Raw genomic sequence first — 13505 nt, forward strand, 5'->3', positions numbered from 1 at the left:
GGTTACTCGCTTGCCACATCGGTCGAGGCCAGACGTAGGAGACCCGCCACGAAAACCGCAACCGCGATGATCGTGAAGTAGACGAGCGAGCCGTTGGGTCCGCCGAAGGGACTCTCGATCGAGGTGATCTGACCGACGCCGAGGGTGGCGTTCTTGAAGGGCGAGTAGTTCTGCAGCGTGAGGCCGATGTCGCCCTGGATCATGCCGACGAAGGTCTCGACGCCCCAGATCCACAGCAGGATCACCATGATCACCAGACCCGGCCGGGGGAGGAGGACCGCCAGCCCGAGTCCCAGGGCGCAGATCAGCACGGCGAGGTAGGCGGTGCCTGCCCACTGCCGCAGCCCGGCGGCCGACCACAGGTCGACCCGACCCCAGATCTCGGGAAACAGGTGCGGGAACCCCCAGAGAATCCCGAAGATGGTGACTGCGATCACGATGGCCGAAATAGTGCCAAAGACAATGAGTTTGGCGACCGGCAGCAGCCAGCGGCGCGGCTGGATCGAGAAGACGATCTCGATCGTCCGGTCCTTGAACTCGTTCGAGAACGAGGAGACCGGTGCCGACATCATGATGATGGTGGAGAACACGATGACCCAGTAGCCGGCGTTGTTGGTGTCCATGCCGCCGCTGCCGTCGATAGCCTCCATCTGGGTCGCCTTCGCGATACCGAAGTTGATCGCGACGGGAATCACGATGGCCAGCGGGACGATCGCGAACCAGAGCGGACTGCGCCACGAGAGCTTGGCCAGCTCGCTCGACACCGCCCGCGTCAGGTGCCGGGAGAGGCGAATCGGGCGTCCGGGGACGTCACCCGTGGGCGGCGGCGCGGTCGGCACCGAGTCCGGCGCCCGGTGGCTCACTGCGAGCTCCCGATTCCCGCGTACTCCACGCTGTTTCGGGTGATCTCGAGGTAGGCCGATTCGAGCGGCCGCGGTCCGGAACCCGCGGCGACGATCTCATCGCGCGACGTATTGGACAAGACCCTTCCCTGACCCATGATGACGATCCAAGAACCGTTGATCTCCACTTCGGCGAGGCTGTGCGATGCCACGAGTAGGCACTTGCCGTCGTCGGCGAGGTCGGTGAGCAGGTCGCGCAACCACAGTGTGCCCTCGACGTCGAGACCGTTGGCCGGTTCGTCGAGCACGATGGTCTGCGGATCACCCAGCAGTGCCGCGGCGATGCCGAGTCGCTGCAGCATGCCGTAGGAGTACTTGCCGGTTCGCCGATCGGCGACGTCGGCCAACCCGACGAGTTCGAGCACCCGGTCGGCGTCGGCGGTCGGGATCCCGGCCAGCCGCGCCTGCCAGCGGAGGTGTTGCCGTCCGGTGTGCGCCGGATTGCGCACGAACGCACCGAGGCAGAAGCTGATCTCGCGCTTCACCTCCGGCATCGACCGGAGCGAAGAGCCGTTGATCGAGATGGTGCCTGCGCTCGGGCGCGACAGCCCGGCGATCATCCGCAAAACGGTTGTCTTGCCCGCGCCGTTGGGGCCCAGGAGATAGGTGAGTGCACCCCGTTCGGCGCGGAATGTCACATCGGTGGCAGCGACCTTGTTGCCGAACGACTTCGATAAGCCCGTGACTTCGATCATGGAGCGACGGCAGTCGCCCGGGTCACTCAGTATCCCCAGTTGGGGCTGCCCTGGCAGCCCTTGCTGCAGTTGGCTTTCCAGTCGTACTTCCAGATACCACCCTCACGGAGGTAGTAGTAGGTGAAGCTCTGCGCGGGGTAGCCGGCCATCACGCCGTTGCCGGTCACCGTCATCCGGTTGCCCTTGATGGACTTGCCGGTGACCCGGCCCTTGATCGAGAAGAAGTCCATCGTCCGGCTCATGGACATGGCCTTCTGGATGCCGGCCTGGACCTGCGGGGTGTTGCCCCGCACGCTGACCGCGTACTTGGGTGCCAGTGGCACATCGGGATTCCACATGGCGGCGTAGGAACGCTCGATTTCGCCGTTGCTCGGGTTCGCCGAGCGGATCGGCAGATCCGCGGCCTTGCCGGTGCGGATGTCGACGTCGGCGTGCGCCGGCGTGGCCAGACCCGCGCCGAGCAACAGCGCGAAGAAACCGGTGGCGATGAGACGGATGAGTGTTTTCATGTGAATCTGTCCTTCCGCTGCTGCGGTAATCGAACGTGTGGAATCCGACCCCCCGTGGGTCCACGATTCACCCTTTTGAAATCGCAGTTGCGACCAGCGAGGTAACGGAATGTTATCGACGCTTGGTTAGGTGAGTCAATCCTTATCTCGCGTCACTCGGGTCGGCGCGGCGCCGTGGGCGGAGTCGTCCAGCCCGTCGTCCAACCGTTCGCGGGCGTTCGGTCCCGACGGTGCGCGCCTGCTGCCCGGGGCCGGGCGGGCAGTTCGACGGTGGCGCCGAGTTGCTCCTCGAGCGACGTCTCGCCGGCGAGGTCGAGCGCATCGAGATCGAGCATGCGGGCGTGGATGATGTGCCGGTTGCGCAACGCCGAGCGCACCGCGCGATGGAGGCCGTCCTCGAGATAGAGGTCGCCGCGCCACCGCACCACGTGCGAGAACAGGTCGCCATAGAAGGTGGAGTCCTCGCTGAGCAGCTTGTCGAGGGCGAGCACCTTGGTCACCGTGGTCAATTCGTCGAGGCGGAATTGCCGGGGTGGGATCTTCGCCCATGCGCGCGACGACAGTCCGTGGTCGGGGTAGGGCTTGCCCTCCCGCACCCCTTTGAAGATCATCGGCAAACTTCCTGACGCGGCCACGTCCCGCCGTCATCGCCCGGCGGTTCGTAAGATGGACGTCACCACTGTATGGCAGTGCTCACGATCTGGGAGGAGTGTCACGTGTCGACGACCGACGATCGGCGATTCGAGATCCTGCGGGCCATCGTGACCGACTTCGTCTCGACGCAGGAACCCATCGGGTCCAAGGCGCTGGTCGAACGGCATCAACTGGGCGTCTCGAGTGCCACGGTCCGCAACGACATGGCGGTCCTGGAGGCCGAGGGCTACATCGCCCAGCCGCACACCAGTTCCGGTCGCGTGCCGACTGACAAGGGCTACCGCATGTTCGTCGACCGGATCAGCGAGATCAAACCGCTGTCGGCAGCCGAGCGGCGGGCCATCCTCTCGGTCCTCGACTCCGGTGTCGACCTCGACGACGTGCTGCGTCGCTCGGTGAAGCTGCTGGCGCAGTTGACCAGGCAGGTCGCGGTCATCCAGTACCCCGTGTTGTCCACGGCCACCGTCCGGCACCTCGAAGTGGTGTCGCTGTCCCCGAGCCGCCTGCTGCTGGTCGTCATCACCGACGCCGGGCGAGTCGAGCAGCGCAACGTCACCCTTGCCGACGAACTGTCCGAAACGGACCTCGCCCGCCTGCGGGAGATGTTCTCGGCCGCGCTGCACGGCCGGCGTCTCGAGGCGGCATCGCTGGCGGTGGCCGAACTGGCCAACGATGCCCCGGCCGACATCCGGGACGCCGTCATCAGGGTCGCGACCGTGCTCGTCGAGACGTTGGTGGAACGCGGCGACGATCGGCTGGTGCTCGGCGGAACGTCGAATCTGGCCCGCTCGGCGGCCGATTTCACGCCGGTGGTCGGCGGCATGGATTCGGTGCTCGACGCGCTGGAGGAGCAGGTGGTGGTGCTCAAGTTGCTGACCACCACCCAGCAGATGGGGTCGGTGACCGTTCAGATCGGTGAGGAGACACAGACCGAGAACCTGCGTGGGACGTCTGTCGTATCGACAGGGTACGGTGCTTCGGGCACGGTATTCGGCAGCGTCGGTGTGGTCGGCCCCACCCGCATGGACTACCCGGGAACAATCGCGTCGGTGGCAGCCGTTGCGAAATATGTCGGTGAGGTTCTGGCCGAGCGCTGACCAGATATCGGACAGCAGCGATCAGTGACCCGCCCCGTGCGAAACCAAGCGTGAGATAGGACCGAGACGAACCGTGGCACGTGATTATTACGGCATTCTGGGCGTGGCACAGGGTGCCAGCGACCAGGAGATCAAGCGCGCCTACCGCAAGAAGGCCCGCGAACTGCATCCCGATGTCAATCCGGGGCAGGAAGAGCAGTTCAAAGAGGTCAGCACCGCCTACGAGGTGCTCAGCGATCCGGAGAAGCGTCGCATCGTCGACGCCGGTGGCGATCCGCTGGCCGGCCCCGGTGCGGGAGGCTTCGGCGGCGGGGGTTTCGCCGGCGGCGGCCTCGGCGACGTATTCGAGGCGTTCTTCGGGTCGGGCAGCGGCTTCGGCGGCGGTGGATTCGGCTCGGGCCGTGGACCTCGTAGCCGCGTCCAACCCGGTGAGCCGGCGCTCGTGGGCGTCGAACTCGACCTCGAGGAATGTGCCGCCGGTGTGAACAAGGAGATCACCGTCGACACCGCCATCCTCTGCGACATCTGCAAGGGATCGGGCACCAACGGCGACTCCAAGCCCATCTCGTGTGACACCTGTAAGGGTGCCGGCGAGATCCAGGCGGTACAGCGGTCCTTCCTCGGCCAGGTGATGACCGTCCGCGAATGCCCGACCTGCCACGGCGTCGGCGAGATCATCCCCGACCCCTGCCACAAGTGCGGCGGCGACGGACGCGTCCGGTCGCGGCGCACCATGACCGTCAAGATCCCCGCCGGTGTCGAAACCGGTATGCGGGTGCGTTTGTCCGGTCAGGGCGAGGTGGGTCCCGGCGGCGGACCGGCCGGCGACCTCTACGTTGAGGTCAACGAACGGCCGCACGATGTGTTCATCCGCGACAAGGACGACCTGCACTGCACCATCCGGGTGCCCATCGCCGACGCGGCGCTCGGCGCCGAGATCGACGTCCCCACCATCCTCGACGGATCCGCGCACGTCACCATCGGCGCGGGCACCCAGCCGGGACAGGTGGTCAAGGTCCGCGGTCAGGGCATGCCGCATCTGAACACCGGCGTCCGCGGCACGCTGCACGCCCACCTCGACGTCGTCGTGCCCACCAAGCTCGATCATGCGCAGACCGACGCATTGGCGCGGCTGAGGGAGGCCACCGCCGAGCAGGTCGAGGTCGTCAGCTCGGGATCGGGCGCGGCCTCCTCCGGCGGACTGTTCTCGCGTCTGCGTAACGCCTTCGCCGGACGCTGAGCGGGTCATCCTCGGTGAGTCCACCGCTGTTCTGGGTCGACGACGTCGGATCGGCCGGGTCGGACATCACCCTGGCGGGACCGGAAGGCCGCCACGCGGTCACCGTGACCCGGCTCGCCGTCGGCGAAGCCATCACCCTGGGCGACGGACGGGGCTCGACCGCACACTGTGAGGTCACCGCGATCAGCGGCAAGGACACCCTGATCGCGCACGCCCACACCGTCACCTATACCCACCCGCCGCGCCCGTTCGTCACCGTCGTGCAGGCACTGCCCAAGGCCGAACGGTCCGAACTGGCCGTCGATCTGGCGACCGAGGCCGGCGCCGACCGCCTGGTGCCGTGGCAGGCGGCCCGATGCGTCGCGCGCTGGACGGGTAAGTCGGAGAAGGGCATCGCGAAGTGGACGGCGGCAGCCACAGCCGCGGCCAAACAAAGCCGACGCCCGTGGGTTCCGGAGATCGCACCGCTGGCGACCACCACCGACATCCGCGCCCGGTGTGCTGACGTCATCGCCGTCGGCGGGGTCGTCGCGGTGCTGCATGAGCTCGGTGCGACGCCGATCCGTGAACTGCCGCTCGCCGAGGCCCCGGAGGTACTGCTGGTGATCGGCCCCGAAGGCGGACTCGACGACGCCGAGATCGCCGACCTCACCGCGCTCGGCGCGACGTCGGTCATCCTCGGACCGCAAGTACTACGCACCTCCACCGCCGCGGCCGTCGCCCTCGGCGCACTGGGTGTGCTGACCGAACGGTGGGACCGATGAAGAAGTGCGCCGCCCATCGGATCAAGGTCGAATATGGCAGCGCCCCTTCACAGTTCGGGCACGTCTATCACCCGACGACCGGACTCGACCCGGACGGCCCGGTGCCGCTGGTGGTGCTCATCCACGGCGGTTACTGGACCACCGAGTTCGGACTGACGATCGAGACGGCCATCGCCCGGCAGTTCACCGAGCGCGGTGCGGTGGTGTGGAACATCGAGTACCGCCGGGTCGGCGAACCCGACGGCGGCTGGCCGAACACCGGACGCGATGTCGTCGCCGCGATGCGGGCTCTCGATGGTCCGGTGCGTGATGCGCTGCCGGCCGAGATCGCCGCGCGTCTGGACCGGAACTCGGTGTCGGTGGTCGGCCACTCGGCGGGCGGTCAGCTGGCGGTGTGGTCGGTGGCGCAGCTGCGGGCGCGCACCGAGACGTGCGCGATCCGCACCGTCATCGCCCAGTCGGCGGCCCTCGACCTGGAGGCCGGTGCCGATCGGCCGTCGATCCGCAACCTACTCGGCCGTCCCGTCGACGAGATCCCGCATCGGTACGCCGAGGCCTCGCCCCTGCGGCAGGAACCGTTCGACGCTCACGTCATCGCCCTGCACGCGGAGAACGACACCGCCATCCCGGTCGAATCGAGCCGACGCTACGTCGAGCTGGTGACCGCGCAGGGTCAGTCGGCGGAACTGATCGTCGTCCCGGGCGAGGGACACGACGCCTTCGTCGATCCGCGCAGCGCGTGCTCGCGGCGGACGGTGCGACTGCTCGGCATCTGAGTTCGATGCGGGCCGGGATTAATGGCTCGGGCCGCCGCGTTCAATGGCGTTAGACTGACAACACCCGGGTGTCGTGCCCGGACCCCGAACACTGAGGAGTGATTTCATACGTGAGTGACGACAACCCCGACGTGAGCACACCGACGAACGGAACTCCAGCGGGCCGATCTGTCACCTCGACTGTGGAAGTATCTCCCGGAGTGGTGTTCGGCCTACTCGGAGCCAGCGACGTCAATCTGCGCACGCTCGAGCAACTGCTCCCGGCCGATATTCACGTGCGCGGCAACCAGGTCACCCTGACCGGTGTGCCCGCCGACGTCGCCGCCTCCGAACGCGTCATCGCCGAACTGGTCGACCTCGTCGGCCGCGGCACCCCGCTTAGCCCCGACCTGGTGCGCCACAGCGTGTCCATGTTGTCGGAGGGCAGTACCGAGTCGCCGGCCGAGGTGCTGTCGCTGGACATCCTGTCGCGCCGCGGCAAGACGATCCGGCCCAAGACGCTGAACCAGAAGCACTACGTCGACGCCATCGACAAGAACACCATCGTGTTCGGACTGGGTCCCGCCGGTACCGGCAAGACCTATCTGGCGATGGCCAAGGCGGTGCAGGCGCTGCAGTCCAAGTCGGTCAACCGCATCATCCTCACCCGCCCCGCGGTGGAGGCCGGCGAACGTCTCGGCTTCCTGCCCGGCACGCTGAGCGAGAAGATCGACCCGTATCTGCGGCCGCTCTACGACGCACTGCACGACATGATGGACCCCGAAGCGATCCCGAAGCTGATGGCGGCAGGCGTGATCGAGGTGGCGCCCCTGGCCTACATGCGGGGCCGCGCGCAGCCGCTGTCGACCCGCGTTCTGACGCCGGAGGGGTTCCGTCCGATCGGGGACATCGCGGTCGGTGACAGCGTGATCGGTTCGAACGGCTCACCCACCGAGGTGCTCGGCGTATACCCGCAGGGCTTCAAGGATATCGTCCGGGTGACCACCCAAGACGGCTCGTCGGTGCGGTGCTCGACCGATCACCTCTGGTCGGTCTACACCCGCGCCGATCGCCGCAGCGGCAAGGGGCCACGGGTGCTCGAGGCGAAGGAGATGATCGGGAACCTGCGTGCCGCGCACTACCACCGGTACGAACTGCCCGTGCTGTCGTCCCCGGTGAAGTTTGCCGCGCGGGCGGTGCCGATGGATCCGTATGCGCTGGGTCTCATGCTCGGTGACGGTTGTATGGCCGGCGTGGCCACGCCGAGTTTCACCACCGCCGACCCAGAATTGATCAACGCGTTGGTGGCTGCGATCCCGGGTATCAGGGCGACCCCGAAGTCAGAGGTGGACTACGTCCTCAATCGTGTCACTTCGCCCGGCGAGGTGATCACCATCGAGAATCCGGTCACGCACGTCATGCGCGAGCTGGGGCTGTGGGGTACCAAGTCGGCGACGAAGTTCGTTCCGGAGAGCTACCTCTTCAATGCGGCAGACATTCGGTTGGCCGTGCTCCAAGGCCTACTGGACTCCGACGGTGGACCGGTGAGCCAAAGTGGACGCACGTGCCGGGTGCAGTACACAACTGTGTCGGATCGACTCCGCGACGACGTGACGCTTCTGGTGCAGTCGCTCGGCGGGGTGGTGTATTACCGCACCCGACCGGCGGCGGGGCGGAAGCCCGGAAACGCCCGTGGCCGCTCAGTGTTCCACCGCCACGACGCCCACATCCTCGACATCCGACTCCCCGAGGGCATCACTCCGTTCCGGCTCACGCGCAAGGTGGAGAAGTACGCGGCCGGTGACTGCAAGCAACCAAAGCGGTACATCGAGAGCATCGAGCCGGAGGGCACCGACGAAGCGGTGTGCATTCGCGTCGCGGCAGCGGACGCGCTGTATGTCACCGAGGACTTCCTCTTGACCCACAACACGCTGAATGATGCCTTCATCATCCTCGATGAGGCGCAGAACACCACGGGTGAGCAGATGAAGATGTTCCTCACCCGACTGGGGTTCGGGTCGAAGGTCGTCGTCACCGGTGACACCACCCAGGTGGATCTGCCAGGCGGTGCGCAGAGCGGACTGACCGCGGCGACCCGCATTCTCGAGGGCATCGACGACATCCACTTCTCGCGGTTGACGAGCGCCGACGTGGTGCGGCACCGCTTGGTCGCCGACATCGTCGACGCCTACGGGCGTGCCGAGGAGAACGAGCTGCGCAATGGCAACCGTGCGTCGCGTCGTTCGTCGTCGCAGGGACGTCGCTCATGAGCATCGAACTGGCCAACGAGTCCGGCGTCGAGGTACCGGCCGAACTCATCATCGCCGCAGCACAATTCGCGATCGGTGAGATGGACGTGCATCCGGGGGCGGAGCTGTCGGTGGTGTGCGTCGACGAGGACACCATGGCGGATCTGCACGTGCAGTGGATGGACCTGCCGGGTCCCACCGACGTGATGAGCTTTCCGATGGACGAGCTCGTGCCCGGTGGTCGCCCAGACGCCGCCGAGCCCGGTCCGGCCATCCTCGGCGACATCGTCCTGTGTCCGAAATTCGCTGCGCAACAAGCGAAAGAGGCACGACGGTCGTTCGAGCACGAGATGTCGATGCTGACCGTGCACGGCGTGCTGCATCTCCTCGGTTACGACCATGCCGACGCGGCGGAGGAGAAGGAGATGTTCGGGCTGCAGAACAACATCCTCGAAGACTTCTACGCGCAACGACACCGGCAGGCGCAGTCCCAACGGCAGGCCGAACGCGACACCCGCCTCCTCGACAAGATCGGGTTCACCGAAACGGGGCAGCCGCCGTCGGGTGCGGCCACCGAGGAGCGATAGGGGTGGCCGACGACATCTGGTTCGTCGTGGCCGCCGTGGTGCTGATCTCGATCGGCGGTTTCTTCGCCGCGGTCGACGCCGCGCTGACGACCGTGTCCATCGCCCGGGTCGAGGACATGGTCAAGGAGGAACGGGCGGGCGCGGTTAGGCTCGCGACCGTACTGAGCGGTCGCGCCACCTATGTCGGACTCGCGGTCCTGATGCGGGTGGTGTGCGAGACCGCGGCCGTCGCACTCGCGGGGTACGTCGCTGTCGACGTGCTGGGTGTGGCTTGGGGATTGGTGACCACCGTCGTCGTGATGGCGGTCGTCTCCTACGTGGCGGTGGGCGTCGGCCCGCGGACCCTCGGTCGGCAGAACGCGTACAGCATCGCTCTTGGTTCGGCAATCCTGTTGCAGGGCATGGGTATTCTGCTCAAACCGCTGACCCGGTTGCTCATCCTCATCGGTAACGCGTTGACCCCCGGTAAGGGATTCCGCAACGGGCCGTTCGCCACCGAGGTCGAGCTGCGGGAGGTCGTCGACCTCGCCGAGGCCAGCGGCGTGGTGGCGGCCGACGAACGCCGAATGATCCAGTCCGTGTTCGACCTCGGCGACACCAACGCCCGCGAGATCATGGTGCCGCGTACCGACATGATCTGGATCGAGCAGGACAAGAGCTGCGCGCAGGCGGTGAATCTCGCGGTGCGGTCCGGACATTCGCGCATCCCCGTGATCGGCGAGAACCCCGACGACATCGTCGGCGTCGTCTACCTCAAGGACCTCGTCGCCGGTGGACAGGACATGTCCGCGCCGGTCCGCGACCGGATGCGTGAGGCAGAGTTCATCCCGGATTCCAAACCGCTCGACCGGGTCCTCGCCGACATGCAGCGCACCCGCAACCACATGGCCATGCTCGTCGACGAGTACGGCGGCATCGCCGGACTGGTCACCATCGAGGACGTCCTCGAGGAGATCGTCGGCGAGATCACCGACGAATACGACAGCAACGAGGTCGCGCCCATCGAGGAACTCGACGGCACCGAGGCCGACGGTGCGCAGTACCGCGTGTCCGCGCGCTTGCCCGTCGAGGACCTCGGTGAACTGTTCGGACTCGACATCGACGACGACGAGGTCGACACCGTCGGCGGTCTGCTGGGACTGGTCCTGGGTCGGGTGCCGCTGCCGGGCGCCCGGGTGGAAACCAACGGGTTACTGCTGATCGCCGAGGGCGGCCCCAACCGGCAAGGGCGACAGCGGATCACCACGGTGCTGGTCAAACGCATCGATAGCCCCGAACCCGACGACGACGGGCCGGACGACCGCGACACCGACACGCCTCGCGTCCGCCCGGCGCGACATCATGGGGATACGGAATACTCCATATCGTGACCGCACCTGCTGAATTGTCCGACGAGGACCAGAAACTGGTTGTATTGGCCCGGGGTGTCCTGGCCCGGGCGGAGACGTCGTCGGCGGCGGCCGTCCGCGACGGAGACGGCCGCACCTACGCCGGCGCGCCGGTGGCGACCCGCACCTTGACGCTGACCGGACTGCAGGTCGCCGTCGCGAGCGCGCTCTCCAGCGGTGCGCAGGCCTTCGAGGCCGCGGTACTCGTGAACAGCAGCGCCGACGACCCCGGTGTGGCGACGTTGCACGAGATCAGCGCCGATGCCTATGCGGTCCTCACCGATCAGCGCGGCATCCCGGTCGGTCGGGTGGACGGGCGATGACGACCGAGTTCCGTTCCGGCTTCGTCTGTTTCGTCGGTCGACCGAACACCGGTAAATCCACGCTGACCAACGCGCTGGTCGGGGAGAAGATCGCGATCACCTCCAACCGGCCGCAGACCACCCGCCACACCATCCGCGGCATCGTCAACCGCGACGACGCGCAGCTGATCCTGGTGGACACACCGGGCCTGCACCGTCCGCGCACCTTGCTCGGGCAACGGCTCAACGACCTCGTCCGCGACACCTACTCCGAGGTCGACGTCATCTGTGTGTGCATCCCCGCCGACGAACCGATCGGCCCGGGTGACCGGTGGATCGTCACGCAGGTGCGGGAGATGGCACCGAAGACCACCGTGCTCGGCGTGGTCACCAAGATTGATCGCGTCACCCCGAACAAGGTCGGCGAGCAGCTCATCGCCCTGGCCGAACTGCTGGGGCCCACTTCCGAGGTGGTGCCGTGTTCGGCGAAGTCGGGCAAGCAACTCGACGTGCTCACCGACGTGCTGGTCTCGCTCATGGAACCCGGACCGGCGTTCTATCCCGACGGCGAACTCACCGACGAGCCCGAAGAGGTCTTGATGGCCGAGTTCATCCGGGAGGCCGCACTCGAGGGCGTCCGCGACGAACTGCCGCACTCACTGGCCGTGGTGATCGAGGAGATGATCCCGCGCGACGACGACAGCGGCATCATCGACGTGCACGCGCTCCTCTACGTCGAGCGGGACAGCCAGAAGGGCATCATCATCGGGCACAAGGGTTCGCGGCTCAAACACGTCGGCACCACCGCGCGGCAGCAGATCGAGAAGCTGCTGGGTAGCCGGATCTACCTCGATCTGCATGTGAAGGTGGCGAAAGACTGGCAACGCGACCCCAAGCAGCTGGGTCGACTGGGGTTCTGATGGGCAGGCACGACTCGGACGACTCCGACGACCAGGTGTCCGGACTCGGCGAACACGAGAAGGTCGAACGCGATTCGGCGGCGCGGGCCGCGATCGGTGACGTCATCGGGTCGCCGCGGTTCTGGATCCTGCCGCTGCTGCTGGTGCTGGTGGTCATGTCGTTCATGGCCGCGCTGTACATGGGCGCCATCGCGGACCCGGAGAAGAACCTGCACAACTTTCCGCTCGCGCTGGTCAACGAGGACAGCGGCGGTGAGGTCGACAACTCCGACGGCACCACCAGCAAACAGAACTTCGGTGATCAGGTCGCCGACGGGGTGATCAGCACCGCCGCCGAGAGCGGGATCGCCATCCACCGCGCGGACCGGACCACGGCACTCAACGAACTCAATGCCGCCAAGGTGTACGGGGTGGTGTTCATCGGCGCCAACTTCACCAATCGTGCGGTGGCGCTGGGTCGTTCGGCGGTGCTGCAGGCCAAACCGGATCCGATGGTCATCGACGTCTACATCAACCGCGGGTCGGGCACCTTCGCGTCGGCGGTGACCACCACCTTCGCCGACCGGATGTCGTCGGAGGTCAACGCACAGGTCGGCAAGCAGCTGACCGACACCGTCCGGGCGACGCTGGCCAAGGCCGACATCGGATTCTCCGGCGCGGCGCAGCTGGCGATGGCCAATCCGGTCGATGTGCAGGTGGTGGAACCGGTGCCGTTGCCCGACGGATCCGGCAACGGGCTATCCGCGTTCTACTACACGCTGCTGCTGATCCTCGCCGGGTTCACCGGCGCGATGATGGTCAGCATCGTCGTCGACGCGATGCTCGGGCAGACACCGATCGAGTACGGGCCGTTCTATCAGCTGCGGACACGGCTGGCGATCTCGCGGTGGGGCACCCTCGCCGCCAAGTGGACCATCATGGTGTTGGTGGCGGTGCTGCAGTCCGCGCTGTTCATCGGGGTGTGTACGGCGGTCGGCACCGCACTGCCGAATGCGTTCGCGTTGTGGATGTTCGGAGTGTTGGTGATCGCCGCGGTGGGTATCTCGGCGGCGTCGATGATGGCCGTGTTCGGCAACCCTGGCCTGATCCTGAATCTGGTGTTCTTCGTGATCCTCGGCCTGCCGTCCTCGGGTGGCACGGTGCCGCTGGAGGCGAGCCCCCGGTTCTTCGCCTGGATCGCCGACATCGAACCGATGCACCTCGTCTACCTGGGTGTGCGCGCCATCCTCTACTTCGACGCCGACTTCGACGCCGGCCTGGGCCGCTCGGTGATCCAGTGCTTCATCGGCCTGGTCGTCGGCGTGCTGCTGGGATTGATCGGAACGAAGTACTACGACCACAAGAAGTGGCGTCGCTACCCGGGTGGCATGACCCTGCCGCCACGGTTGGCCAAGCTCGCCGAATAAGTCCCGGCGTGGGTGAGCACCCACTGTCGGGGGTGGG

14 protein-coding genes are annotated in these 13505 nt (G+C 66.7%); 10 read left to right on the top strand and 4 right to left on the bottom strand.

Going from position 1 to position 13505, the window contains the following annotated elements; translation table 11 throughout:
• Nucleotides 1–2: 2 nt before the first annotated feature.
• The 4 genes from AAFP30_RS02900 to AAFP30_RS02915 form a co-directional block, all read right to left on the bottom strand.
• Entirely contained in the window at nucleotides 3–863 is an 861-nt protein-coding gene (locus tag AAFP30_RS02900) for an ABC transporter permease (RefSeq protein ID WP_419228317.1), read from the bottom strand.
• Nucleotides 860–1597: an ABC transporter ATP-binding protein gene (locus AAFP30_RS02905; RefSeq protein WP_419228318.1), complete on the bottom strand. Its 738-nt coding sequence runs from the start codon at nucleotides 1595–1597 to the stop codon at nucleotides 860–862. The genes AAFP30_RS02900 and AAFP30_RS02905 overlap by 4 nt, the downstream gene beginning before the upstream one ends.
• Before the next feature lie 26 nt (nucleotides 1598–1623).
• Nucleotides 1624–2106, bottom strand: a complete 483-nt coding sequence (locus AAFP30_RS02910; RefSeq protein WP_419228319.1) for a hypothetical protein — start codon at nucleotides 2104–2106, stop codon at nucleotides 1624–1626.
• Between the two features lie 152 nt (nucleotides 2107–2258).
• Nucleotides 2259–2717: a type II toxin-antitoxin system VapB family antitoxin gene (locus tag AAFP30_RS02915; RefSeq protein ID WP_419228320.1), complete on the bottom strand. Its 459-nt coding sequence runs from the start codon at nucleotides 2715–2717 to the stop codon at nucleotides 2259–2261.
• Between the two features lie 105 nt (nucleotides 2718–2822).
• Here AAFP30_RS02915 and hrcA point away from each other — a divergent pair, with 105 nt between their 5' ends.
• From hrcA to AAFP30_RS02965, 10 genes are all read left to right on the top strand, one after another.
• The gene (hrcA, locus tag AAFP30_RS02920) at nucleotides 2823–3857 is read left to right on the top strand and encodes a heat-inducible transcriptional repressor HrcA (protein ID WP_419228321.1); all 1035 of its coding nucleotides are present in this window, start codon (nucleotides 2823–2825) and stop codon (nucleotides 3855–3857) included.
• A gap of 73 nt (nucleotides 3858–3930) precedes the next feature.
• Entirely contained in the window at nucleotides 3931–5097 is a 1167-nt protein-coding gene (dnaJ, locus tag AAFP30_RS02925; protein ID WP_419228322.1) for a molecular chaperone DnaJ, read from the top strand.
• 14 nt (nucleotides 5098–5111) lie between these two features.
• Nucleotides 5112–5861 carry a 16S rRNA (uracil(1498)-N(3))-methyltransferase gene (locus AAFP30_RS02930; RefSeq protein WP_419228323.1) on the top strand — a complete coding sequence of 250 codons (750 nt, stop codon included), beginning with the start codon at nucleotides 5112–5114 and terminating at the stop codon, nucleotides 5859–5861.
• Nucleotides 5858–6637 carry an alpha/beta hydrolase family protein gene (locus tag AAFP30_RS02935; protein WP_419228324.1) on the top strand — a complete coding sequence of 260 codons (780 nt, stop codon included), beginning with the start codon at nucleotides 5858–5860 and terminating at the stop codon, nucleotides 6635–6637. Before AAFP30_RS02930 ends, AAFP30_RS02935 begins: the two co-directional genes overlap by 4 nt.
• Nucleotides 6638–6747: 110 nt before the next feature.
• On the top strand, nucleotides 6748–8886 hold the full coding sequence (locus tag AAFP30_RS02940) for a PhoH family protein (protein ID WP_419228325.1): 2139 nt from the start codon (nucleotides 6748–6750) through the stop codon (nucleotides 8884–8886).
• A complete protein-coding gene (gene ybeY / locus AAFP30_RS02945; RefSeq protein WP_419228326.1) occupies nucleotides 8883–9452 on the top strand; it encodes an rRNA maturation RNase YbeY in 570 nt (189 codons plus the stop codon). Before AAFP30_RS02940 ends, ybeY begins: the two co-directional genes overlap by 4 nt.
• A 2-nt stretch (nucleotides 9453–9454) precedes the next feature.
• The gene (locus tag AAFP30_RS02950) at nucleotides 9455–10822 is read left to right on the top strand and encodes a hemolysin family protein (RefSeq protein WP_419228327.1); all 1368 of its coding nucleotides are present in this window, start codon (nucleotides 9455–9457) and stop codon (nucleotides 10820–10822) included.
• Nucleotides 10819–11163, top strand: coding sequence for a cytidine deaminase (locus AAFP30_RS02955; RefSeq protein WP_419228328.1), 345 nt, complete (start codon nucleotides 10819–10821; stop codon nucleotides 11161–11163). The genes AAFP30_RS02950 and AAFP30_RS02955 overlap by 4 nt, the downstream gene beginning before the upstream one ends.
• Nucleotides 11160–12062, top strand: coding sequence for a GTPase Era (gene era / locus AAFP30_RS02960; RefSeq protein WP_419228329.1), 903 nt, complete (start codon nucleotides 11160–11162; stop codon nucleotides 12060–12062). The genes AAFP30_RS02955 and era overlap by 4 nt, the downstream gene beginning before the upstream one ends.
• Nucleotides 12062–13468: a YhgE/Pip domain-containing protein gene (locus AAFP30_RS02965; RefSeq protein ID WP_419228330.1), complete on the top strand. Its 1407-nt coding sequence runs from the start codon at nucleotides 12062–12064 to the stop codon at nucleotides 13466–13468. Before era ends, AAFP30_RS02965 begins: the two co-directional genes overlap by 1 nt.
• The last annotated feature ends 37 nt before the right edge of the window (nucleotides 13469–13505 follow it).

This window comes from Gordonia sp. CPCC 205515 (assembly GCF_048537925.1).
Lineage (GTDB): Bacteria > Actinomycetota > Actinomycetes > Mycobacteriales > Mycobacteriaceae > Gordonia.